The sequence below is a fragment of the Azospirillum sp. NS33 genome, assembly GCF_059703765.1.
In genome coordinates this window covers 31,835-54,706 of the sequence record NZ_BAAKJB010000001.1, presented here as the reverse complement: position 1 = coordinate 54,706, position 22,872 = coordinate 31,835, and the positions used below count along the sequence as shown (strand labels likewise).

Below are 22,872 nucleotides of genomic sequence, written 5' to 3'. Positions count from 1 at the left end.
CGGCACCGCCACACGGGTGGCGCGATCGGTTCGGGTCGCGTATAGTAGGTAACGCTGATGTCAGCGGGTCCGCCCGGCTTTGACCGAGGTCAATGCCGGTTGGCAGTCCCGCAACGATCATGCATTCTCTGTGGCTCCTTCGCCGCCGGCCCACCATGGCCCGGCCGGCGGCGGCGGCGCCGACGATGTCGAACGGATTTGCCCGATGGACTACGAGCGTTTCTTCCGCACCCAGATCGACGCCCTCAAGCAGGAGGGGCGCTACCGCGTCTTCGCCGATCTCGCCCGGCACGCCGGTGAGTTTCCGCGTGCCACCTTCCGCGACGGCGGCGGGCGCGAGCGGACGGTGACCGTCTGGTGCTCGAACGACTACCTCGGCATGGGGCAGAACCCGACGGTGCTGGAGGCGATGCACCGGGCGCTGGAGGAATGCGGCGCCGGCGCCGGCGGCACCCGCAACATCTCCGGCACCAACCACTACCACGTGCTGCTGGAGCGCGAGCTGGCCGACCTGCACGGCAAGGAGGCGGCGCTGCTGTTCACCTCCGGCTACGTGTCGAACGACGCCACCTTGCAGACGATCGGCCGCATCCTGCCGGGCTGCATCATCTTCTCCGATGCCCTGAACCACAACTCGATGATCACCGGCATCCGCAACTCCGGCGCCGAGAAGCACATCTTCCGCCACAACGACCCGGAGCACCTGGAGCAGCTGCTGGCCCAGGCGGATCCGGAGCGTCCCAAGCTGGTGGCGTTCGAATCCGTCTATTCCATGGACGGCGACATCGCGCCGATCCACGCCATCTGCGACGTTGCCGACCGCCACGGCGCCATGACCTACATCGACGAGGTGCACGCGGTCGGCATGTACGGGCCGCGCGGCGCCGGGGTGGCGGAGCGCGACGGGGCGATGGACCGGCTGACCATCGTCGAGGGCACCCTGGGCAAGGCGTTCGGCGTCCAGGGCGGCTACGTCACCGGGTCGTCGGCGCTGATCGACTGCGTGCGCTCCTACGCAAATGGCTTCATCTTCTCGACCTCGCTGGCGCCGGTGCTGGCAGCCGGGGCGCTGGCCTCGATCCGCCACCTCAAGGCCAGCCAGGCCGAGCGCACCCGCCACCAGGAGCGCGCGGCCACCTTGAAGCGGCTGATGGCCGGGGCCGGCCTGCCGGTGATGGACAGCGTCAGCCACATCGTGCCGGTCATGGTGGGCGACGCCAAGCGCTGCAAGCGGGCGTCCGACCTGCTGATGGAGCGCCACGACATCTACGTCCAGCCCATCAACTACCCCACCGTGCCGCGCGGCACCGAGCGTCTGCGCTTCACCCCGACGCCACTGCACGACGACGCCATGATGGCCCACCTCGTCGCCGCGCTGCGCGATGTCTGGGACGCGCTGGAGCTGAAGCTGGCGGCCTGAGGTGCCGGGCGGTCACCGGGGGGCGGTCACGGGGTGGGCGGCGCGGTGCGGCGGTACACCACGTGGGGGTCGGCCGCTCCCGTCGCCTCGGGAACGACGACCCAGCCGTGGCGTTCGTAAAACGCCCGCGCCGCGGCGTTGCGGGCCGCGCAGGTCAGCTCGGCGGGGGTGGGGAGGCGGGCCAGCGCCTCGGCCAGCAGCGCGCTGCCGATGCCGCGCTGGCGCCAGCGCGGGTCGATGAACAGGGTGTGCAAGGTGCGGTGGCGCGGATCGAGCGAGGCGAAGCCGACGACCCACCCGTCGACCTCGGCGACCACGACCTCGTCATCCTCCACACAATCGAAATAATCGTCGAGGCGGAAGCGCTCCGGCGGCTGCCAGGGCGAGGCGGCCCGGCGGCCGTGCAGGAAGATCTCGGCGCAGCGCGGCCCGTCGCCCCAGGTCGCCGGACGCGTGCGCAACTGCGATCCCCGTGCGAGCGACAGCCCCATGCGCCTTCTCCGCGACCGATCTCTCCCACCCCACCAACACTATCCGGGACGGCGGCGGCTGTGTAGGCCGCAAGGATGGCACCACCGAGGAAATCCGCGGCCGGCCTTCCGCGCCGCCGTGATTGGGAACGTCCCCAATTGAGAGGCTTGCGGGCGACGTGGCTCTGCGACCCCTCGGCGCGCTCGTCGGCCGGGCGCTTGAGCCGGTTCTCGCAACGCCGGACCGTGATGCGGCGCTGCCGGGCCGCCAATGGATTCGAGATCGTGTCCGGGGGCTTGGACCCGCGGGGCGCGATCATTGCCTTGGCAACGATCAGCCGATCTCGGGAGAGTCGGGGACGGGCACCGAGCCACGATGCCGGCGACGGGCAGCCCGCAGGTGACCGGCGAGCCACGCCATGGCCTGAGCGGCCATCCGCCGCGCGGCCCCGCCTTTGGGGGCAGGCAGGGCCGCCGTCCGCACATTGGATGCTTATCTCTGAAACGACTAAACATCTTACAAATCATCATTCTCAAAATTTCATGTTGGAGAAACAAAAGTTACGGGGCCCCTCCCGGTCAAAAAATCGACGTTCATTATTTATTTACAGATACATACAATAAAAAGGTTGGTGGGACTTCCATTGATTATTGGGGAGTAAATGGTATGGGGTGGTGGACTCTGCGGACTCGCATGCGGCTGGCTCTTTGTGTGCTGATGGCCGTAATTTTGGCGATGAGTTTGTTTGCGATCAATAGGATGTCGGTCATTAACGAACAGTCAACAATACTGGCCGGGGTGTGGATGAAGAAGGGGACGATTCTGGGCGCTGCCAACACGGCGACCTCGGACCATCGCCTTGCCGAAGCGACTCACATCTTGGCGACCGCACCGGCCACAATGGCGGCGGTGGAAGGCGACATCGAGAGGATACAAAGGGACGTCGAGAGCAAACTCGCCATGTACGCCGGATTTGACCTCGATGAGAAAGAGCACAGCGGGATCGTCAAGGTGCAGCGGGAGTGGAGTGAGTATCTCCACTCCAGCGCTGCAATGATGAAGTTGTCAAAAAACAATGAAAATGAAGCTGCTTCTCAGGTTTTCATCAAAGAAAAGGATAAATTCGACTCTTTCTCGGCAACTCTCGCGGATCTCGTCGCGCTGGACGAAGCTTATGGTCAGGAGGCAAGCGAATATGGTGACGAGCTCTATGCATTCACCCGCAACATGATGATCGCAGCGATTCTTATGGTCGTTGCGGCGATGGCGTACGTCACCTGGTTCTTCGAGCGGGGCGTCGCCGCTCCTCTGGTCGGCATCACCGGGACCATGACCCGGCTTGCCGACGACGATCTGAGCGTGGACGTGGACGGCCGCGAGCGTCGCGACGAGATCGGCGCGATGGCCAAGGCCGTCCAGGTGTTCAAGGACAACGCCGAGCGCCGGCGGGCGCTGGAGGCACAACAGCGCACGGAGCAGGCGGCCCGTGAGACGCGGATGGAAACGGTCAACCGGCTGGTCGCCGGCTTCGACAGCGCCGTCGGCGCCATCCTGCGTTCGGTGGGTGCCGCCGTGAACCAGCTGAACGGCACGGCGCAGAACATGGCGGCGATCTCCGAGGAGACCAGCCGGCAGTCCGCGGCCACGGCAACCGCAGCGGAACAGACGTCGGCCAGCGTCCAGAACGTGGCATCGGCCGCCGAGGAGATGAGCAGTTCGCTCCAGGAGATTGCCCGCCAAGTCATCAGTTCGAGCCGCACTGCCGGCCAGGCCGTGACCGAAGCCGGGCAGACGAACGCCACCGTTCAGGGTCTGGCCGACGCCGCGACCCGGATCGGCGAGGTCGTCGACCTGATCGCCGACATCGCCAGCCAGACCAATCTGCTGGCGCTCAACGCAACGATCGAGGCGGCGCGTGCCGGTGAAGCGGGGAAGGGGTTTGCCGTCGTCGCGTCCGAGGTGAAGAGCCTCGCCTCCCGGACCAGCAAGGCCACCGACGAAATCTCCGCACAGATTTCGTCGATGCAGTCGGTGACCGGTGAGGCCGTCAGTGCCATTCGGGGAATCGGAACCACCATCGAATCCATCAACGACATCACCACGACGATATCCGCCGCCGTCGAAGAGCAGACTGCCGCGACCGGCGAGATATCGCGGGGCGCGTCGCAGGCGGCCGCCGGAACCCAGGAGGTTTCGAACAACATTGCCCAGGTGAACGAAGCCTCCGCCCAGACCGGCCTGGCGGCGAACGAGGTGGGTGTGGCGGTTTCCGAGCTTTCCCGGCAATCCGATCAGCTTCGCACGGAGGTTGAGCGCTTTCTCGCCGAGATCCGCGCGGCCTGATCGCCGGATCACCGGATCGCCGGATCGTGACGGGGCATGGGCTCCGTGGTCGAGCGGTCGGCGTTGCGGCGGACGAGCGAGTCGGCGGTGGCGGCGTTCCTCGGGCGCTGTCACCCAGCGGCCGCGCACGTCGAACGCGCAATCCGGGGGGTGCGGGCAGCGCGGGTCCGTCGATCGGGCCGGTCAGGCGGGGAAGCGACTCGCGAAGCGGCCGATTGCCGATGCCGTGCCGCGCGGCAGGGATCGGCGGTCGGGGAGTGGATGGCGCGCCGACGGGGAACGCGGATGCGGATGCCGAGGCCGCGCCGTCCGGTCCGGCAACAGGCGCAACGTCGGCGGCCAGGGCTCCCTGACCGCCGCTCGTCGCGCCCCGGCCCTCCCGTCACTCCGCCGGAATGGCCTTCGGCAGGGTGACGGGCACCTCCAGCCGGCTCAGCATCTCCTTGGGCACCACCTGCCAGAAGCGCTGGCGCACGCGCTCCCAGTCGTTGAGCAGCTCGCGGGCGAAGAGGCTCTGGGTCTCCTCCACGTGCTCCTCGACCAGGCGCTTCAGCTGGTCCTCGTAGTGCGGCACCTCGATGCGCTGGTAGGTGACGCTCTCGTCGTTGACGCGGCGCGCGAAGTCCGCCTCCTCGTCGTAGACGAAGGCCATGCCGCCGGTCATGCCGGCGCCGAAGTTGTCGCCGACCCGGCCGAGGATCACGGCGGTGCCGCCGGTCATGTACTCGCAGCCGTTGGAGCCGCAGCCCTCGACCACCACCTGGGCGCCGGAGTTGCGCACGGCGAACCGCTCGCCGGCCTGGCCGGCGGCGAACAGCTTGCCGGCGGTGGCGCCGTAGAGCACCGTGTTGCCGATGATGGTGTTCTCATTGGTCTTGAGCGGCGAGGAGGTGGTCGGCCGGACGACGATGGTGCCGCCCGACAGGCCCTTGCCGACGTAGTCGTTGGCGTCGCCGGACACCTCCAGCTTGATGCCCTGGACCGCGAAGGCGCCCAGCGACTGGCCGCCGGTGCCGCGCAGCTGGACGGTGATGTGCCCGGGCTGCAGGCCGAACATGCCGAACTTGCGGGTGATCATCGACGACAGCCGCGTGCCGATGGCGCGGTGCGTGTTCCGGATGGTGTAGGAGAGCTGCATCTTCTCGCCCTCCTCGAACAGCGGCCGGGCGTCGGCGACGATGCGGGCGTCCAGCGTGTCGGGCACCTCGTTGCGGCCCTGCATGGTGCAGTAGCGCGCGTTCTCGCCGGGGTCGACCTGGGCCAGCAGCGGGTTGAGGTCGAGGTCGTCGAGGTGGGCGGCGCCGCGGCTGACCTGGTGCAGCAGGTCGGTGCGGCCGATCACCTCGTTCAGCGAGCGCGCGCCGAGCTGGGCCAGGATCTCGCGCACCTCCTCCGCCAGGAAGGAGATGAGGTTGACCACCGCCTCCGGCGTGCCGGTGAACTTCTCACGCAGGGTCGGGTCCTGGACGCAGACGCCGACCGGGCAGGTGTTGGAGTGGCACTGGCGCACCATGATGCAGCCCATGGCGATCAGGCTGGCGGTGCCGATGCCGTACTCCTCCGCACCCAGCATGGCGGCGATGACGATGTCGCGCCCGGTCTTGAGCCCGCCGTCGGTGCGCAGCCGGACGCGGTGGCGCAGGCGGTTCAGGGTCAGCACCTGATGGACCTCCGACAGGCCCATCTCCCAGGCCACGCCGGCGTACTTGATCGAGGTCTGCGGGCTGGCGCCGGTGCCGCCGGAGCCGCCGGAGATCAGGATCACGTCGGCGTTGGCCTTGGCCACGCCGGCGGCGATGGTGCCGATGCCCGAACGCGCCACCAGCTTCACGCAGACCTTGGCCTCGGGATTGATCTGCTTGAGGTCGTAGATGAGCTGGGCGAGATCCTCGATCGAGTAGATGTCATGGTGCGGCGGCGGGCTGATCAGGGTCACGCCGGGCGTCGAGTGGCGCAGCCGGGCGATCATCTCCGTCACCTTGAAGCCGGGGAGCTGGCCGCCCTCGCCGGGCTTGGCGCCCTGGGCCACCTTGATCTCGATCTCGCGGCACTGGTTCAGGTACTCCGCCGTCACGCCGAAGCGCCCCGATGCCACCTGCTTGATCGAGGAGTTCCAGTTGTCGCCGTTCTTGTCGGGGCGGAACCGCGCCGGGTCCTCGCCGCCCTCGCCGCTGTCGGACTTGGCGCCGATGCGGTTCATGGCGACGTTGAGGGTGCCGTGCGCCTCGGGCGACAGGGCGCCCAGGGACATGCCCGGGGTGACGAAGCGCTTGCGGATGGCGGTGATCGACTCGACCTCGTCGATCGCCACCGCCCCCTTGTTGGAGCGGAAGGCCAGCAGGTCGCGCAGCTGCATCGGCGGGCGGCCGTGCACCATCTCCGAGTACTTCTTGAAGAGGGTGTAGTTGTCCTCGGTCACCGCCTTCTGGAGGGTGTGCATGATGCCGCCCTCCCAGCCGTGGCGGTCGCCCGACTTGCGGTACTTGTAGAAGCCGCCGACCGGCAGGGTGACGACGTCCTCGGAGAAGGCGATGGCGTGCTGCTCCAGCACCTTCTTCTGGATGCCCTTGAGGCCGATGCCGGAGATCCGGCTGACCATGGCCGGGAAATGCTCGGCCACCAGGGCGCGGCTCAGCCCCACCGCCTCGAAGTTGCAGCCGCCGCGGTAGGAGCTGATGATCGAGATGCCCATCTTGGACATGATCTTCAGCAGCCCCTCGTCGACCGCCTTCTTGAAGCGCTGCACGCCGTCCTCGACGCTGGTCTGCCCGAACAGGCCGCGGCGCTGGCGGTCGGCGATCGCCTCCTGGGCGAGGTAGGCGTTGACCGTGGTGGCGCCGACGCCGATCAGCACCGCGAAGTAATGGGTGTCCAGGCACTCCGCCGAGCGGACGTTGAGCGAGGTGAAGGTGCGCAGGTTGTTGCGCACGAGGTGGGTGTGCACGGTGCCGGTGGCCAGGATCATCGGGATGGCGGCGCGCGCCGGGTCCATCCCCTCGTCGCTCAGGATCAGGTGCTCGGCGCCGCCGCGCACCGCGTCCTCGGCCTCCTGGCGGATGCGCCGCAGGGCGTCGCGCAGGGCGTCGGGGCCGCCGTCCACCGGGAAGGTGGCGTCGATCAGCGCCGCGGTGTCGCCCATGTGGGCGCGCATGGCGCGGAACTCGGCGGTGGTCAGCACCGGCGAGTCCAGCTGCAGCAGCTTGCACTGCACCTCGGCCTCGTCGAGGATGTTGCCGAGGTTGCCCAGGCGCGTCTTCAGGCTCATCACCCGGCGTTCGCGCAGGCTGTCGATGGGCGGGTTGGTGACCTGGCTGAAGTTCTGGCGGAAGAAGTGGTGCAGGCCGCGGTACTTCTCCGACAGGACGGCGATCGGGCTGTCGTCGCCCATCGAGCCGATGGCCTCCTTGGCGTCCTCCACCATGGGGTGCAGGATCAGCTCCATGTCCTCCATGGAGATGCCGAAGGCCATCTGGGCGCGGCGCAGGTGCGCCTTGTCCATCTCCACCGGCTCGCCCTTGGTGGAGGCGTTCTTCACCAGGGTGTCGAGCTGGGTGGTGGCGGCCACCCAGCGGCCCCACGGCTTCTCGGCGGCCAGCCGGTCCTTGACCTCGCCGTCGCGGTACATCCGGCCCTCGGCCAGGTCGATGGCGATCATCTCGCCGGGGCCGAGGCGGCCCTTCTCGACCACCCGCGTCTCGTCGATCTTCACCATGCCGGTCTCGGACCCGCCGATGATCAGCCCGTCGGTGGTGATGGTGTAGCGCATCGGCCGCAGGCCGTTGCGGTCCATGCCGCCGACCACCCAGCGGCCATCGTACATGGCCAGCGCCGCCGGGCCGTCCCACGGCTCCATCACCGAGTTGCAGTACTGGATCAGCGAGCGGTGGCTCTCGGGCATGGTCGCGGTCAGGGTCAGCGCCTCGGGCACCAGCATCATCTTGACCATGGGGGCCGAGCGGCCGGCGCGGGTCAGCACCTCGAACGCGCTGTCGAGCGCGCCGCTGTCCGACATGCCCACCCCGATCACCGGCTTGATGTCGTCGACATGGGCGCCGAACACCGGATGCTCCATCCGGGTCTCGTGCGCCTTCATCCAGTTGACGTTGCCCTTCAGCGTGTTGATCTCGCCGTTGTGGGCCAGCATGCGGAAGGGCTGGGCCAGCGGCCAGGTCGGGAAGGTGTTGGTCGAATAGCGCTGGTGGTAGAGCGCGAAGTTGGACTCGAACCGCTCGTCCAGCAGGTCGGGGTAGAAGGAGGTGAGCTGCTCCGCCAGGAACATGCCCTTGTAGACGATGGAGCGGGACGACAGGGTGCAGATGTAGAAGTCGGTGATCTGCTCCGCCGCCACCGCCTTTTCGATGCGGCGGCGGATGATGTAGAGGTCCAGCTCGAACTGCTCGTCCGACACGCCCTTGGCGTTGCCGACGATGATCTGCTCGATCTCCGGCCGGGTGGCGTTGGCCTTCTCGCCGATGATGTCGACGTTGATCGGCACCTGGCGCCAGCCGTAGATGTAGTAGCCGAAGTTCAGGATCTCGGTCTCGACGACGCAGCGGCAGGCCTCCTGCGCGTCCAGGCTGATGCGCGGCAGGAAGACCTGGCCGACCGCCAGGTTGTTGTCGGGCGGGGTGTGGCCGACGACGCGGACGTGGTCCTTGAAGAACTTCTGCGGCACCTGGACGTGGATGCCGGCACCGTCGCCGGTCTTGCCGTCGGCGTCGACGGCGCCGCGGTGCCACACCGCCTTCAGGGCCTCGATGCCTTTCTCCACGACCGAGCGCCGCGGCTTGCCGTCGATGGCCGCGATGAAGCCGACGCCGCAGTTGTCGCGCTCGTCGGCCGGGTCGTAGGCGTTGGCTCCGGTCAGCCGCTCCACGTTGGCGCGATACTCGGCGACGAACTGCTCACCCTGGTTCAGCATCTCGGTCATGGGTGGACCCTTTCGATGGTCGAAGGCACCGGTCGCCGTTTCGGCCCCGTGCCGGTCTCTTCCGGTTGGGCTGCGTGGTCCGCGGCCCGGAATTGTTGGTTGCTGGCGGGGACGTCCCGGGGACGCCCCGGCCGGTCACTCTGCGGCGACCGCCATGCCCTCGGCCGCGACCTTGGCCTTGATGTAGCGGTGCATGCTCTCGGCGGCGTCGCGGCCGTCGCGGATCGCCCACACCACCAGGCTGGCCCCGCGGACGATGTCGCCGGCGGCGAACACGCCGTCCACGCTCGACATCTTGGTGCGGGGATCGGCGGTCACCGTGCCCCAGCGGGTCACCTTCAGCTCCGGCTCGCCGAACAGCACCGGCAGGTCCTCCGGCTCGAAGCCCAGCGCCTTGATGACGAGGTCGGCGGGCACCTCGAACTCGGAGCCCTTCATCACCTGCGGGGTCTGGCGGCCGGTGGCGTCGGCGACGCCGAGGTGGATGCGCACGGCGCGCACCGCCTCCACCGTGCCCTCGCCCAGGAAGGCGTCGGGGGCGGCCTGCCAGACGAACTCCACGCCCTCCTCCTCGGCGTGGGCCACCTCGCGCTGCGAGCCGGGCATGTTCTTGCGGTCGCGGCGGTACAGGCACTTGACCGACACCGCGCCGCGGCGGACCGCGGTGCGTACGCAGTCCATGGCGGTGTCGCCGCCGCCGACCACCACCACGTGCTTGCCCCGGGCGTCCAGGGCGCCGCTCTCGAACGCCGGCACGTGGTCGCCGAGGTCGACGCGGTTGGAGGCGGTGAGGTAGGCCAGCGCCGGCACGATGTTGCCGAGGTCGGCGCCCGGCGCCTCCATGTCGCGCGCCTTGTAGACGCCGGTGGCGATCAGCACGGCGGCGTGGCGGCGGCGCAGCTCGGCCAGCGAGGCGTCGCGGCCGACGTCGAAATTACAGTGGAAGACCACGCCGGCGTCGGCCAGCAGCTTGGCACGGCGCGCCACCACGTCCTTTTCCAGCTTGAAGCCGGGGATGCCGTAGACCAGCAGGCCGCCGGCGCGGTCGTAGCGGTCGTAGACATGGACCTCGTAGCCCTTGGCGCGCAGCTCCTCCGCGGCGGCCATGCCGGCCGGGCCGGCGCCGATGATGCCCACGGACCGGCCGAGCTCGCGCCGCGGCGTGCGCGGCTTCACCCAGCCCTTCTCCCAGGCGGTGTCGTTGATGTAGCGCTCCACGGTGCCGATGGTGACGGCGCCGTGGGTCGACTGCTCGATCACGCAGTTGCCCTCGCACAGGCGGTCCTGGGGGCAGATGCGGCCGCAGATCTCGGGGAAGTTGTTGGTCGCCTGGGACACCTCGTAGGCCTCCTCCAGCCGCCCTTCGGCGGTGAGCTTCAGCCAGTCCGGGATGTTGTTCTGGACCGGGCAGTGCACCTGGCAGAACGGCACGCCGCATTGGGAGCAGCGGTTGGCCTGCTGGGTGGCGCCCTCGTCGGTGAAGCGGGCGTAGATCTCCCGGAAATCCTGGCGGCGCTCCTCGGCGGTGCGCTTGCGGGGCATCTGCTGCGCGGTGTGCACGAAGCCCAACATCTTCTGCTTTTGCGCCATCTCGCCAACTCCTTGACCTGGACCCGCCGCCGGCGGGATGCTGTGCTCAGCCGCGCGGGTCCGGACGCGTGCCGGTGCCGCCGCGGCTGTGGGTAATGACCGGACACGCGTCGGGACACGACGTGACGCGCGGTCGCACAGTCATATAACGCAACGCCACGGGGCTGGCGAGCAAAAAACAGCCGGTAGGTCATGTTGGCTGACCGAACCGTCGCGGTCGCCTGCGGCGCGGGCGACCTGCTCAGCGAATGGGCCATTCGGGAGCGAAAATTAGTCCCAATCCGGACCTATCGCCTTCTTCGGGGGTAAAGTCCATGCCCCGTCGCCAAGGCGATAGTGCGCTGCTATAAGCGCCGCACCCCACGCCACCTCCGGATCCCCGCACTCCCGCCATGGCCGAACAGCTCCTGCAAGCCGCCTTTCTCGGACTCGTCGAAGGGCTGACCGAATTCCTTCCGGTGTCCTCCACGGGGCACCTCATCCTCTTCGTCGAGATGCTGGGGTTCGCCGGGCCGCCCGGGCGCGTGTTCGAGGTGGCGATCCAGCTCGGCGCCATCCTCGCCGTCTGCATCGTCTATTTTGGCAGGCTGTGGCGTGTGGCCGCGGGGCTGCCCGGCGACCCCCGGGCGTGGCGGTTCGTCGTCGCCATCGTCCTGGCCTTCCTGCCGGCGGCGGTGCTCGGGCTGCTGCTGCACGACTTCATCAAGTCGACGCTGTTCCAGCCGACGGTGGTGTGCGTGGCGCTGATCCTCGGCGGCATCGCCATCCTGGTGATCGAACGCTTCCTCAGCCATCCCCGGTTCCACGAGATCGAACGCTTCTCCCCGGGGCTGGCCCTGAAGATCGGCCTGTTCCAGAGCATCGCCATGATCCCCGGCGTGTCCCGCTCCGGCGCCACCATCCTGGGGGCGCTGCTGATGGGGGTGGACCGCCGCACCGCGGCGGAGTTCTCGTTCTTCCTGGCCATCCCCACCATGCTCGGCGCCACCGTGCTCGACCTCTACAAGAACTGGGAGTACCTGGATTCCGACGGCGCGGTGCTGATCGCCGTCGGCTTCGTCACCGCCTTCCTGTCGGCCGCCGTCGTGGTGAGGACCCTGGTCGATTTCGTCGGCCGCTACGGCTTCACGCCGTTCGGTTGGTACCGGATCGTGCTGGGCACGGTGATGCTGGCCATCCTGTACCTGACCTGACCCTGACCTGACCCTGGTGGCCCTGCCGGAAACGCACGAAGGGGCCCCCGGTCGCCCGGGGGCCCCTTCGTCCTGTCGGCGCGCCGCCGGTGCGGCCGGTCACTCCGGGTATTGCTGGCGCAGCGCCACCGGGCCGGACCCGCCGGTGCGGCCGCCGACGATGAAGCGGAAGAGATAAGTGGGCAGGATCACCTCCAGCGCCGTCGGCGTGATGCCGAGGTCGGCGAGGCCCGGCGCGCCGGCGGCGGCGACGTTGTCGCGCTTCAGCATCTCCACCTGGTCGCGGGTCAGCAGCGGGTCCAGCAGCGGCACCTTCTCCAGCACGCCGCCCACCGTCTCCGACAGGCCCCAGGGCAGCGCCACCAGCCAGCGCTTGCGCCGGATCTCGGCCAGCATGCGCTCCATCAGCTGCTTGAAGGTGTAGGTGCCGGGGCCGGCCAGGTCGTAGGTCTTGCCGGGCGCCGCATCGCCGTGCAGGGCGGCGTCGATGGCGGCGGCGACGTCGCCGACGTAGACCGGCTGGAACCGGGTCTGCCCGCCGCCGATCAGCGGCAGCACCGGCGACAGCTGGGCCATGGCGGCGAAGCGGTTGAAGAAGTGGTCCTCGGGGCCGAACACGATGGACGGGCGCAGGATCGTCGCCTCGGGGAAGGCGTCGCGCACCGCCTGCTCGCCGGCCGCCTTGGACCGGGCGTAGGCCGCCACGGCGGTGGCGTCGGCGCCGATCGCCGAGACGTGGACCAGGCGCTGCACGCCGGCCTGCTTGGCGATGCGGGCGATCCGCGCGGGGGCGTCCACATGGGCGGCCTGGAAGGTCCAGGGGGCCCGTTCGTACAGCGTCCCGATCAGGTTGACGGCGAGGTCGGCGCCCTTCAGGGCCAGCGCCACCGACTCGTCCTTGCGGACGTCGCAGGCGATCGGCACGATCTGCCCGACCGCCCCGGCCGGCTTGAGGTATTGGGCGCGGCTGGGGCTGCGCACGGCGATGCGGACGACGGCGCCGGTGCGCGCGAGGCGGCGGATCAGGTGGCGGCCGATGAAACCGGACCCGCCGAACACCGTGACCACCTTGTAACGAAACGACATCGACCTTCTCCCGTGCCGATCTGCACCCGTTCCCGGGGGCGGCGAACCAGCCGCCGCCGGCGCCGGCGGCGGTCCGCCGGCCGGTGCTTGCTTATAGCCAATGCCGGCCGGCAGGGCCAGTCCGTGCCGCCCCGGTGCGGCGATTTCCGCAGGGCGGAAGCGGCGCCCGCCGCCGATCGCGCGGGCCGCGAAAAAACGCGTTGACAGGCGGTCCGCCCGGCGATACATAGGCGGCCCACCGAGAGCCCAGGTGGCGGAATTGGTAGACGCGCAGGTTTCAGGTACCTGTGGCAGAAATGTCGTGGAAGTTCGAGTCTTCTCCTGGGCACCATTTCATTACCGGCCGCGCCGCGTGCTAGGACCTTCCGCAGGGGAAGGGACATGCTCCGCGGCGTTTGTCGTTTCCGGGGCTTGCGGCCGGGGCCCGTGATGCGGGGAGCGTGCCCATGCCCATCGAGTTGCACGAGGGTGACCTGCCCGACGGGCTGGACCTCAAGGCCGGGGCCCGCGACGGCGCCATCGCCATCGACACCGAGACCATGGGGCTCAACCCGGCCCGCGACCGCCTCTGCCTCGTGCAGCTGTCGGCCGGCGACGGCACCGCCCATCTCGTGCAGTTCCGCCGCGGCGCCTATGACGCGCCCAATCTGAAGCGCCTGCTGAGCGACCCCGAACTGGTCAAGCTGTTCCACTTCGCCCGCTTCGACCTGGCGGTCATGCAGGCCTATCTCGGCGTGGTCTGCCGCCCGGTCTACTGCACCAAGGTCGCGGCCAAGCTGGTGCGGACCTTCACCGACAAGCATGGCCTCAAGGACCTGTGCCGGGAGCTGATCGGCGTGGAGCTGTCGAAGCAGCAGCAGTCCTCCGACTGGGGCGCCGGGGAGCTGACGCCGGACCAGCTGCGCTACGCCGCCTCCGACGTGCTGCATCTGCACGACCTGAAGGCCAAGCTCGACGCCCTGCTGGCGCGCGAGCAACGCCGCGACCTGGCCGAGGCGTGCTTCCGGTTCCTGCCGGCGCGCGCGGCGCTCGACCTCGGTGGCTGGGACGCCCCGGACATCCTTGCTCACTGATCCGGCACGGATCGGGCCCGCCGACCCGGTCCATCCACCCGGCCCATCCACCCGCCCACCGCGCGGGCCCGTTTGACCGGCGCCGCGCCGGTGGGCATACTGCCGCCGGCGGCGGCAGGACGACCGCGGTGCGGGCGCCTGGACCACCCACGAACGGCACGGATTGCACCCTTGACCAGCCTGATGGAATGCCGCCCCGCCGACGGGTCGGACGCCTCCCCCTCCTCCCCCGCGGCCGCATCCGCGACGCCCGATCCGCTGGCCCCGGAGGCCGGAGCGGCGGCCATGCCCGATCGCGACCGCGCCAGCGCAGCCCGGGTGCTGCGGATGGAGGCGGAGGCGCTGCAGACCCTGGCCGACAGCCTGGACGGCGCCTTCAGCCGCGCCCTGGACCGGCTGGCGGGCATCGCCGGGCGCGTCGTCGTCACCGGCATGGGCAAGAGCGGCCACATCGCCCGCAAGATCGCCGCCACCCTGGCCTCGACCGGAACGCCGGCGCTGTTCGTCCATCCCGGCGAGGCCAGCCACGGCGATCTCGGCATGATCGGCCATGGCGACGCGGTGATCGCGCTGTCCAACTCCGGCGAGACCCACGAGCTCAGCGACATCGTCGCCTACACGCGGCGCTTCGGCATCCCGCTGATCGGGGTCACCCGGCGGAGGGGATCGACCCTGGCCGAGCAGGCGGACGTGGCGCTGGTGCTGCCGTCGGCGCCGGAGGCCTGCCCCCTGGGGCTGGCGCCCACCACCTCCACCACGATGATGCTGGCGCTGGGTGACACCATCGCCATCGCGCTGTTGGAACGGCGGGGCTTCTCGGCGGCCGACTTCCATCAGCTCCATCCCGGCGGGCAGCTCGGGCGGGCCCTGCTGACGGTCGGCGACCTCATGCACAAGGGCGACGACCTGCCCCTGTGCACCACCGAGACGGCGCTGTCGGACGTCATTCTGGAGATGACGCGCAAGCGGCTGGGCTGCGTCGGCATCGTCGACGGGGCGGGCGCCCTGGTCGGCGTGATCACCGACGGCGACCTGCGCCGCCACCTCATGCCGGAGCTGCTGGCGCAGCGGGCCGGCGACATCATGTCGCGGCGGCCCAAGACGATCCGCGCCAAGGCCCTGGCCGCCGAGGCGGTGCGGGTGATGGGCGAGCGCCAGATCACCACGCTCTTCGTGCTCGACGCCGAAGGGCCGGCCGGGCGGCCGACGGGCGTGGTGCACATCCATGACTGCCTGCGCGCCGGGGTGGCCTGAGCGGCAGGAGACGGGAGGCACAGCATGACCGTGCACCACCTCAACACCGACGTCCATCGGCGCCGCACCACGCGGCCGGTGAGCCGTGCCCACAGCCGCCTGGTGGCGCTCCTCAAGGTGGTGCTGCCGGCCGTGGCGCTGGCGATGCTGGCGCTGATCGCGGCGTGGCCGTCCCTGACCGAGCCGCCGCAGCCGAAGATCGACGCCGACAAGGGGCATCTGGAGATGATCCGGCCCCGCTACTTCAGCGCTGACGAGCAGAACCAACCCTTCTCGGTGGTGGCCGACCGGGCCGAGCGCTCGGAGGACCAGCCCGACGTGGTGCTCCTCGATCAGCCCGAGGCCGAGATGACCGAGCTGGACGGCACGTGGGTCACCATGCGCTCCGACCGCGGCTGGTACGACCAGGAGACCGGAATCCTGAAGATGCGCGGCGGTGTTCGGGTGATCCGCGACGATGGCAACGAGTTCACCACCGACGAGGCCTTCGCCGACGTCAACGCCGGCACCGCATGGGGCGACGTGTCGGTGGCCGGCCAGGGGCCCCAGGGTGAAATCCAGGCGCAAGGCTTCCGCATGAGCGACCGTGGCAAGAACGTGGTGTTCATCAATCAGTCCAACGCCGCCGTTCAGGCGGCGCAGTCCAACGCCGCCGTTCAGGCGGCGCAGCCCAGCACCGCCGCCGTTCAGGCGGCGGATCGCCAAGGGGCCGCCCAGTGAGGCGCCGTGTGGCGGCGGCCGGCCGCGCCCTTGCCGCCGCGGGGCTGCTGGCGGCGGCTCTCGCAGCCGGCCCCGCGGCGGCCCAGCTGCTGCCCGAGGGCGCCGACGGGCTGCCGGTGGCCATCGACGCGGACCGGGCGATCGAGTGGCATCAGGATGTGAAGGCCTACGTCGCCCGCGGCAACGCCTCGGCGGTGCGTGGCGACACCACGGTCCACGGCGACGTGCTGACCGCCTACTACCGCGAGGTGCCGGGCCAGGGCAACCAGGTGTTCCAGCTCGTCGCCGAGGGCGGCGTGCGCATCGTCGGGCCGGGGCAGCAGGTCTTCGGCAACCGCGCGGTCTACGACGCCGACCGGCGCCTCCTCGTTGTCACGGGCGGCGATCTGCGGCTGGTGACCCCCGACCACGTGGTCACCGCCGAGGACAGCCTGGAGTACTATGAGGACCGCGGCCTGGCGGTGGCCCGCGGCGACGCCATGGCGACCCGGGGCACCGACCGCATGCGCGCGGACGTGCTGATCGGCCAGCTCGTCAAGGGACCGGACGGAGCGACCCGGATGCAGCGGATCGACGGGTCCGGCGGTGTGGTGGTCGCAACCCCCACCGACGTGGGGCGCGCCGACAAGCTGATCTACTCCACCGCCGACGAGGTGGCGGTGCTGCTGGGCGATGTCCGTCTCACCCGCGGCGACAACCAGCTCAACGGCGAAGCGGCGGAAATGAACATGAAGACCCGCGTCAACCGCGTGATCGCCGGTGCCGACGGCGATGGCCGGGTCAAGGCCCTGCTGATTCCCGGGTCCGAGCGTGCCGCCGCGGCCTCGCCCGCGCCGGGCGCCGCGGCTCCCGGGACGGCGGTCGCGCGGTGACGCGGACGCCGCCCGACACCATGGCCGTCGATCTCGATCCCCGCGCCGGCGCGACCCCGGACCCCGGGGCCGGTGCCGGCCCCGCCGGCGATCCCGCCGAGGAACGACCGGTTCCCACGGAGGGGCTGGTCGCCCTCAACCTCGGGAAAGCCTTCAAGAAGCGGCCGGTGGTGCGCGACGTGTCGCTGTCGGTGCAGCGCGGCGAGGCGGTCGGGCTGCTCGGCCCCAACGGGGCGGGCAAGACCACCTGCTTCTACATGATCACCGGACTGATCGCCGCCGACGTCGGCGCCATCATGCTCGACGGACAGGACATCACCGGCCTGCCGATGTACCGGCGAGCCCGCCTGGGCATCGGCTATCTTCCGCAGGAATCCTCCATTTTCCGCGGCATGTCGGTGGAGAACAACATCCGCGCCGTGCTGGAGGTGGTGGAGAGCGACCGCGACACCCGCGAGGCCATGCTGGACGAATTGCTGGCCGAGTTTTCCATCACCCACCTGCGCCGGGCCCCGGCGCTGGCCCTGTCCGGCGGCGAGCGGCGCCGGGTGGAGATCGCCCGGGCGCTGGCCTCGCAGCCCCACTTCATCCTGCTGGACGAGCCGCTGGCCGGCATCGATCCGATCGCCGTCAACGACATCCGCGAACTGGTCGGGCACCTGCGCGACCGCGGCATCGGCGTGCTGATCACCGACCACAACGTGAGAGAAACGTTGGACCTCGTCGATCGGGCATACATTTTGCACGACGGTATGGTACTAATGGAGGGCGAGCCGCAGGAGATCGTTGCGCACGAGGATGTGCGCCGGGTCTACCTGGGCGACCGATTCAGCCTCTAGACCATACCGTTGGCTCATGGCGCTCACGCAACGTCTCGATCTTCGACAATCCCAGACCCTGGTGATGACGCCGCAGTTGCAGCAGGCAATCAAGCTGCTGCAACTGTCGAACATGGAGCTGTCCGATTTCGTCGACCGCGAGATCGAGCAGAACCCGCTGCTTGAGCGCGAAGAGGGCGAACCGGGGAGCGGCGAGGCCGGGGCGGGCGAGCGCGGCGCGAACGAGGCGGCGCCGGCCGAGGGTGCGGAGGATGCGGCCCCGCCGGCCGCCGACGCGCGCACCCGCGACACGGTCGAACTGACGACCTCGGACACCATGGGCTCCGCCGCCGACGCGCCGCTCGACACCGATTTCGAGAACGACTATGGCGACGACCGCTTTTCCGACGGCGGCGATGGCAGCTCCGAGGCCATGGGGTCGTGGAACGAGCGCGGCGGCGGTGGCGGGTTCGACGAGGAGAACCCCAACCTCGAGGCCACGCTGTCGGGCGACAAGAGCCTGCGCGAGCACCTGGTGGAGCAGCTCAACATCGACGTGCCGGCGCCGGCGGACCGGCTGATCGGGCTGGCGCTGATCGACCTGGTGGACGAGGCCGGCTACATCACCGCCGACCTCGCGGCGCTGGCCGAGCAGCTCGGCACCGAGCTGGCCGATGTTGAGCGGGTGCTGGCCCGCGTGCAGCGTTTCGATCCGTCGGGGGTGTTCGCACGCTCCCTCAAGGAATGCCTGGCGATCCAGCTGCGCGAGCGCAACCGCCTGGACCCGGCCATCCAGGCGCTGCTCGACAACCTCGAACTGCTGGCGGCGCGCAACCTGCCGGCGCTGATCAAGGTGTGCGGCGTCGACGCCGAGGACATCACCGACATGGTGGCGGAGATCCGCACCCTCAATCCCAAGCCGGCGCTCGCGTTCGACCACACCCCGGCCCAGCTCGTCACCCCCGACATCCTGATGCGGGCGAGCCCCGGCGGCGGCTGGCTGATCGACCTCAACCCCGACACCCTGCCACGGGTGCTGGTCAACCAGCGCTATTTCGCCCGCGTGTCCGGTGAGATCCGCAAAAAGGCGGAGAAGGACTATCTGGCCGAGCGCTTCCACTCCGCCAACTGGCTGGTGAAGTCGCTGCACCAGCGCGCCACCACCATCCTCAAGGTGGCGACGGAGATCGTGCGCCAGCAGGACGCCTTCTTCCTGCACGGGGTGTCGCACCTGAAGCCGCTGATCCTGCGCGACATCGCCGAGGCGATCGGCATGCACGAAAGCACGGTCAGCCGCGTCACCACCAACAAGTTCATCGCCACGCAGCGCGGCGTGTTCGAGCTGAAGTACTTCTTCACCTCGGCCATCGCCGGTTCCGATGGCCAGGCCTCCCATTCCGCCGAGGCTGTGCGGCACCGCATCAAGCAGATGATCGACGCCGAGCCCGCGAATGATGTTCTCTCCGACGACAAGATCGTCGAAATTCTTCAAAAGGAAGGAATCGACATTGCGCGGCGCACGGTCGCGAAGTACCGTGAAGCGATGCGTATTCCATCCTCCGTGCAGCGCCGCCGTGCCAAGATGTCACGCATGTAGCCTCACGGCGGCACCGCCGGGTTTCGTTGACAGCCCCGGTGCCCGCCACTATGGTGCCCGTCCGCGCGCGGCAGCGCCGTTGCACCGATTTTTTCGCGGGCCACTTTCGGAAACATCTCCCAATGGAACTCACCGTCAAAGGCAAGCAGCTTGACGTCGGCGATGCCCTGCGCACCCACGTCGCCGACAGCCTGAACACCGTCGTCGGGAAGTACTTCACCAACCCGATGGACGCGGACGTCGTGTTTTCGCGCGACGCGCACCTCTTCAAGGCGGACATCCAGGTCCATGTCGGGCGGGGCATCACCCTGCAGAGCACGGCCGAGGCGAGCGAGCCTTACCCCGCGTTCGACACCGCGTGCGACAAGATCGCCAAGCGCCTGCGCCGCTACAAGGGCCGGCTGCGCGGCCATCACACCAACGGGGACGCCCAAGAGGGCCTGCCGGCGCGCTATCAGATCCTGGAAGCCGAGCGCGAAGAGCACCATGTGGATGGCCAGGACGCCGAGAACGCCGGCGGCGAGGCCCCGATCGTGGTCGCCGAGATGCAGACCTCGGTCGAGACCTTGACGGTCAGCGAGGCGGTGATGCGCATGGAGCTGGCCGAGAAGCCCGCTCTGCTGTTCTGCAACCGCGCCCATGGCGGCCTGAACCTGGTGTACCGTCGCGCCGACGGCAACATCGGTTGGGTCGATCCGCAGGAAGCGGCGCAGACCGGGGCCTGAGGCCCCGGACCCCGGTTCGACAAACGGTTGACGCTGTCATGCTCGATCTCATCACGCCGCACGCCATCCTCCCCAGCCTCAAGGCCGGCAGCAAGAAGCAGGCCCTGCAGGAAATGGCGCGCAAGGCCGCGGAGCTGACGGACCAGCACGAGCGGGCGATCTTCGACGTGCTTCTCGAGCGCGAGCGCCTGGGCACCACCGGCGTGGGGCATGGCATCGCCATTCCCCATGGCAAGCTGCCCAGCCTCGACCGGGTGTACGGCGTGTTCGCCCGGCTCGAGCGGCCCATCGACTTCGACGCCATCGACGAACAGCCCGTCGATCTGATCTTCCTGCTGATCGCGCCGGAGCACGCCGGGGCCGATCACCTCAAGGCCTTGGCCCGGGTGTCGCGGCTGCTGCGCGACCAGGCCATGTGCGAGAAGCTGCGCGGCTCGGAAAGCGCCGACGCCATCTACGCCCTGCTGACCCAGCAGGAAGCCAGCCACGCGGCCTGACGGCGGGCCACCCGGGGGCCCGCCGTCCGCCGTCGCGACTTACTTGGCGAGCGAGCCGAGAACCCGGAACTGGGTCTCGCCGCTGGCGTCGTCGACGCCGTCGTTGTCGGTCACCAGGTAGGCGGTGCCGTCGGCGGCGATGGCCAGCCCTTCGGCCTTGTCCGGGGTCCAGCCGGCCGGGGCCGTCAGCACCGGCAGGACGTCGCGCAGCAGGGTCTTCGCGACGACGGGGGCCTCGCCACCGGCCGGGGCGAAGGCGGCGGCGGCGAGGTCGACCGCGTAGATCCGCTTCACGGCGGCGTTCGGGCCGCCCTGGTTGTCACGCTCCAGGATGGCGAAGCGGCCGTCGGGCATCGGCGTGATGTCGCTCAGCCCCATCCAGCCGCCGGCCGGCGACTCCACCTTGTCCAGCGGGTAGTGCACGAAGGTCCAGGCGTCGTCGGCCGGGGTGTAGCGGCCGATCCGCACCTGGCCCTTGGCGTCGCCCTTCCATTCGCGCTGGACCACGGCGTAGACCTGCTCGTCGGCGCCGGTGCCGACCGCCGCCACGCCTTCGAAGCCGAACCGGCTGGCCTGGGCGGCGACCGCCTCGGGCAGGGCGATCTCGCGCTCCACGGTGCCGTCGGCCTTGGCCTTGATCAGCAGGTTGGCCTTGCCCTTCTCCGGGTTGCCCTCGGACACCAGCCAGAAGCCGCCATCGGCGGCGACCGCGACGCCTTCCAGGTCGTAGTCCACCGTCTTGGCGTCCTTCATCAGGACCGTGGCCCGGGTGATCCTGGCCGGGGTGGCGGTGGCGTCGATGGTGAAGACGCGCGACTGGGCATAGGCGCTGTCGGGCACGCTGTAGAGGGTGCCGGGCGACTTGGGATCGGCGGCAAGCCCGGACAGGGCACCCCAGCCCAGCGGCGCGCCGTCGACCTCGGCCGACTCGATGGTCGGGTAGGACGGGGCGTCCTCGGTCAGGCGGTAGAGGGTGACCGTGGAGCGCACCGCGTCCTCGGCGCTGTCCGCCTCGTTGGCGACGGCCAGCAGGCCGCGGCCGGGGATCGGCAGGATGCCTTCGGGGGCGATGCCGGTCGGCAGCACCTGCACGAACTCCGGTGCCGCGTCGGCGCCGCGGTCACGGTAGACGGCGATCAGGTTGGCGCGCTCCGCCCCCACGAACAGCAGGCGCTCGTCGCCGAAGGTGGCGGCGGCGACGCCCTCGGGCTCGCTGCCCTTCTTGCCGGCGCGCTTCTCCGGGTAATGGCCGATGCGGGTGGCCAGGTGCTCGATCGCAGCGCCGGAGTCGAAGAGGACCGTGCCCTTGGTGTCGAACACGGTGAAGCCGCGCGAGCCGCCCTCGTAGTCGCCCTCGTTGGCGGTGACGACGCGGTCGTCGCCCAGCCAGGCGATGGCGTCGGGCTCGCGCTTCAAGCCCTTCAGCCCGGCGGTCGGCTGGACCACCTTGTCGGTGGTGGCGTCCACCCGCTCGACGTCGACGGATCCGGCCGGGAAGTGGCTGGTCACCGTGGCGGTCGCCAGATCGACCAGCACCACGTGGTTGTTCTCCTGGAGCGTCACCGCGACGACGTTCTGGCCGTTGATCGAGACGTATTCGGGTTCGGGATCGTCGGGGGCGACGCCGGCCATGCCGGTCATCGGCACGATGGTCGCGCTGTCGCAGTTGGTCGGCGCGCCGTCCTCGCCCAGGGTCAGGATCGCCAGATGGCCGGCCGGCATCTGCGGGATCACGCCCTTGTTCAGCTCCTCGTCGCGCTCGTTCTCCACGGCGACGGCCAGGAAGCGGTGGTCCGGGCTGACCGCGACGGAGTCCGGCTGGCCCTTGACGTCGCAGGTCTTGGCGACGGTGCGGCCGTCCAGCGGAACCACGGCGACGTGACCCGACGGCTCCGCATAGCTCTTGGAGGTGTTGACGCCCACCAGCGCCACGTCGCGGGCCACCGCCACGCTGGTCGGCTCGCCGCCCAGGTCGACCCGGCCAGCGGCCTTGGGCGCCGCCGCATCGGTGATGTCGATGAAGCCCAGCGACCCGAAGGGGGAGTCGGTGAAGACCAGAAGGTTGCCGTCCTTGCCGTAGGACATGATCTCGGCCGCCGTCTCGGTCTCCACCGGCGTGCCCTCGGGCAGGCTCGTATAGACCGGCCAGGTGGCGATGCGCTGGAGCGAGGCGGCCGAGGCGGGGCCGCCGGCCAGGGCGACGAGCGCCGCCGAGGCCATCAGCGCGTGCGCGGTGCGGGACAACATGGGTTCGTTACCTCCAGTGGACCGTTTCGCGCCTGT

16 protein-coding genes and 1 tRNA gene are annotated in these 22,872 nt (G+C 69.7%); 12 read left to right on the top strand and 5 right to left on the bottom strand.

The genetic code is table 11. The features are described from left to right. Positions 1-205: 205 nt before the first annotated feature. On the top strand, positions 206-1,420 hold the full coding sequence (gene hemA, locus AC6H2I_RS00220) for a 5-aminolevulinate synthase (protein ID WP_497498458.1): 1,215 nt from the start codon (positions 206-208) through the stop codon (positions 1,418-1,420). 26 nt (positions 1,421-1,446) lie between these two features. On the opposite strand, the gene AC6H2I_RS00215 is transcribed toward hemA, so the two are convergent. Next, positions 1,447-1,911 carry a GNAT family N-acetyltransferase gene (locus tag AC6H2I_RS00215; RefSeq protein WP_497498457.1) on the bottom strand — a complete coding sequence of 155 codons (465 nt, stop codon included), beginning with the start codon at positions 1,909-1,911 and terminating at the stop codon, positions 1,447-1,449. A gap of 250 nt (positions 1,912-2,161) precedes the next feature. On the opposite strand from AC6H2I_RS00215, the gene AC6H2I_RS00210 reads away from it, so the two are divergent. Then, on the top strand, positions 2,162-4,234 hold the full coding sequence (locus tag AC6H2I_RS00210) for a methyl-accepting chemotaxis protein (RefSeq protein ID WP_497498456.1): 2,073 nt from the start codon (positions 2,162-2,164) through the stop codon (positions 4,232-4,234). Between the two features lie 382 nt (positions 4,235-4,616). Here AC6H2I_RS00210 and gltB read toward each other — a convergent pair whose 3' ends face one another. Then, a complete protein-coding gene (gltB, locus tag AC6H2I_RS00205) occupies positions 4,617-9,164 on the bottom strand; it encodes a glutamate synthase large subunit (RefSeq protein WP_497498455.1) in 4,548 nt (1,515 codons plus the stop codon). Between the two features lie 135 nt (positions 9,165-9,299). Next, positions 9,300-10,754, bottom strand: coding sequence for an NAD(P)-dependent oxidoreductase (locus tag AC6H2I_RS00200; protein WP_497498454.1), 1,455 nt, complete (start codon positions 10,752-10,754; stop codon positions 9,300-9,302). A gap of 392 nt (positions 10,755-11,146) precedes the next feature. Between AC6H2I_RS00200 and AC6H2I_RS00195 the strand changes: the two genes are divergently transcribed. Further along, positions 11,147-11,947 (top strand): undecaprenyl-diphosphate phosphatase, encoded by an 801-nt coding sequence (locus AC6H2I_RS00195; protein WP_497498453.1) that lies wholly within the window; start codon positions 11,147-11,149, stop codon positions 11,945-11,947. Between the two features lie 99 nt (positions 11,948-12,046). On the opposite strand, the gene AC6H2I_RS00190 is transcribed toward AC6H2I_RS00195, so the two are convergent. Further along, positions 12,047-13,033: a complex I NDUFA9 subunit family protein gene (locus AC6H2I_RS00190; RefSeq protein WP_497498452.1), complete on the bottom strand. Its 987-nt coding sequence runs from the start codon at positions 13,031-13,033 to the stop codon at positions 12,047-12,049. Between the two features lie 244 nt (positions 13,034-13,277). On the opposite strand from AC6H2I_RS00190, the gene AC6H2I_RS00185 reads away from it, so the two are divergent. The 9 genes from AC6H2I_RS00185 (at position 13,278) to ptsN (ending at position 20,589) form a co-directional block, all read left to right on the top strand. Beyond that, positions 13,278-13,364 (top strand) — tRNA-Leu (locus tag AC6H2I_RS00185). Positions 13,365-13,479: 115 nt separating this feature from the next. Continuing rightward, the gene (locus AC6H2I_RS00180) at positions 13,480-14,106 is read left to right on the top strand and encodes a ribonuclease D (protein ID WP_497498451.1); all 627 of its coding nucleotides are present in this window, start codon (positions 13,480-13,482) and stop codon (positions 14,104-14,106) included. A gap of 285 nt (positions 14,107-14,391) precedes the next feature. Beyond that, on the top strand, positions 14,392-15,360 hold the full coding sequence (locus AC6H2I_RS00175) for a KpsF/GutQ family sugar-phosphate isomerase (protein WP_497498996.1): 969 nt from the start codon (positions 14,392-14,394) through the stop codon (positions 15,358-15,360). 24 nt (positions 15,361-15,384) lie between these two features. Next, entirely contained in the window at positions 15,385-16,080 is a 696-nt protein-coding gene (gene lptC, locus AC6H2I_RS00170) for an LPS export ABC transporter periplasmic protein LptC (protein ID WP_497498450.1), read from the top strand. After that, positions 16,077-16,952 (top strand): LptA/OstA family protein, encoded by an 876-nt coding sequence (locus AC6H2I_RS00165; RefSeq protein ID WP_497498449.1) that lies wholly within the window; start codon positions 16,077-16,079, stop codon positions 16,950-16,952. Before lptC ends, AC6H2I_RS00165 begins: the two co-directional genes overlap by 4 nt. A gap of 20 nt (positions 16,953-16,972) precedes the next feature. After that, positions 16,973-17,791 carry an LPS export ABC transporter ATP-binding protein gene (lptB, locus tag AC6H2I_RS00160; protein ID WP_497498995.1) on the top strand — a complete coding sequence of 273 codons (819 nt, stop codon included), beginning with the start codon at positions 16,973-16,975 and terminating at the stop codon, positions 17,789-17,791. 16 nt (positions 17,792-17,807) lie between these two features. Beyond that, on the top strand, positions 17,808-19,367 hold the full coding sequence (gene rpoN / locus AC6H2I_RS00155) for an RNA polymerase factor sigma-54 (RefSeq protein ID WP_497498448.1): 1,560 nt from the start codon (positions 17,808-17,810) through the stop codon (positions 19,365-19,367). A gap of 122 nt (positions 19,368-19,489) precedes the next feature. Next, positions 19,490-20,092, top strand: a complete 603-nt coding sequence (hpf, locus tag AC6H2I_RS00150) for a ribosome hibernation-promoting factor, HPF/YfiA family (RefSeq protein ID WP_497498447.1) — start codon at positions 19,490-19,492, stop codon at positions 20,090-20,092. A 38-nt stretch (positions 20,093-20,130) separates the two neighbouring features. Continuing rightward, entirely contained in the window at positions 20,131-20,589 is a 459-nt protein-coding gene (gene ptsN / locus AC6H2I_RS00145; RefSeq protein ID WP_497498446.1) for a PTS IIA-like nitrogen regulatory protein PtsN, read from the top strand. 39 nt (positions 20,590-20,628) lie between these two features. Here ptsN and AC6H2I_RS00140 read toward each other — a convergent pair whose 3' ends face one another. Beyond that, the gene (locus AC6H2I_RS00140; RefSeq protein ID WP_497498445.1) at positions 20,629-22,836 is read right to left on the bottom strand and encodes an esterase-like activity of phytase family protein; all 2,208 of its coding nucleotides are present in this window, start codon (positions 22,834-22,836) and stop codon (positions 20,629-20,631) included. Positions 22,837-22,872 lie beyond the last annotated feature (36 nt).

What these genes read in the sequence shown, in the direction of transcription:
- lptC (WP_497498450.1), top strand. Translation starts at nt 15,385, where the DNA reads ATGACCGTGCACCACCTCAACACCGACGTCCATCGGCGCCGCACCACG.
- rpoN (WP_497498448.1), top strand. Translation starts at nt 17,808, where the DNA reads ATGGCGCTCACGCAACGTCTCGATCTTCGACAATCCCAGACCCTGGTG.
- AC6H2I_RS00175 (WP_497498996.1), top strand. Translation starts at nt 14,392, where the DNA reads ATGCCCGATCGCGACCGCGCCAGCGCAGCCCGGGTGCTGCGGATGGAG.
- hemA (WP_497498458.1), top strand. Translation starts at nt 206, where the DNA reads ATGGACTACGAGCGTTTCTTCCGCACCCAGATCGACGCCCTCAAGCAG.
- AC6H2I_RS00200 (WP_497498454.1), bottom strand. Translation starts at nt 10,754, where the DNA reads ATGGCGCAAAAGCAGAAGATGTTGGGCTTCGTGCACACCGCGCAGCAG.
- AC6H2I_RS00190 (WP_497498452.1), bottom strand. Translation starts at nt 13,033, where the DNA reads ATGTCGTTTCGTTACAAGGTGGTCACGGTGTTCGGCGGGTCCGGTTTC.
- AC6H2I_RS00140 (WP_497498445.1), bottom strand. Translation starts at nt 22,836, where the DNA reads ATGTTGTCCCGCACCGCGCACGCGCTGATGGCCTCGGCGGCGCTCGTC.
- AC6H2I_RS00215 (WP_497498457.1), bottom strand. Translation starts at nt 1,911, where the DNA reads ATGGGGCTGTCGCTCGCACGGGGATCGCAGTTGCGCACGCGTCCGGCG.
- hpf (WP_497498447.1), top strand. Translation starts at nt 19,490, where the DNA reads ATGGAACTCACCGTCAAAGGCAAGCAGCTTGACGTCGGCGATGCCCTG.
- AC6H2I_RS00210 (WP_497498456.1), top strand. Translation starts at nt 2,162, where the DNA reads ATGGATTCGAGATCGTGTCCGGGGGCTTGGACCCGCGGGGCGCGATCA.
- ptsN (WP_497498446.1), top strand. Translation starts at nt 20,131, where the DNA reads ATGCTCGATCTCATCACGCCGCACGCCATCCTCCCCAGCCTCAAGGCC.
- gltB (WP_497498455.1), bottom strand. Translation starts at nt 9,164, where the DNA reads ATGACCGAGATGCTGAACCAGGGTGAGCAGTTCGTCGCCGAGTATCGC.
- AC6H2I_RS00195 (WP_497498453.1), top strand. Translation starts at nt 11,147, where the DNA reads ATGGCCGAACAGCTCCTGCAAGCCGCCTTTCTCGGACTCGTCGAAGGG.
- lptB (WP_497498995.1), top strand. Translation starts at nt 16,973, where the DNA reads ATGGCCGTCGATCTCGATCCCCGCGCCGGCGCGACCCCGGACCCCGGG.
- AC6H2I_RS00180 (WP_497498451.1), top strand. Translation starts at nt 13,480, where the DNA reads ATGCCCATCGAGTTGCACGAGGGTGACCTGCCCGACGGGCTGGACCTC.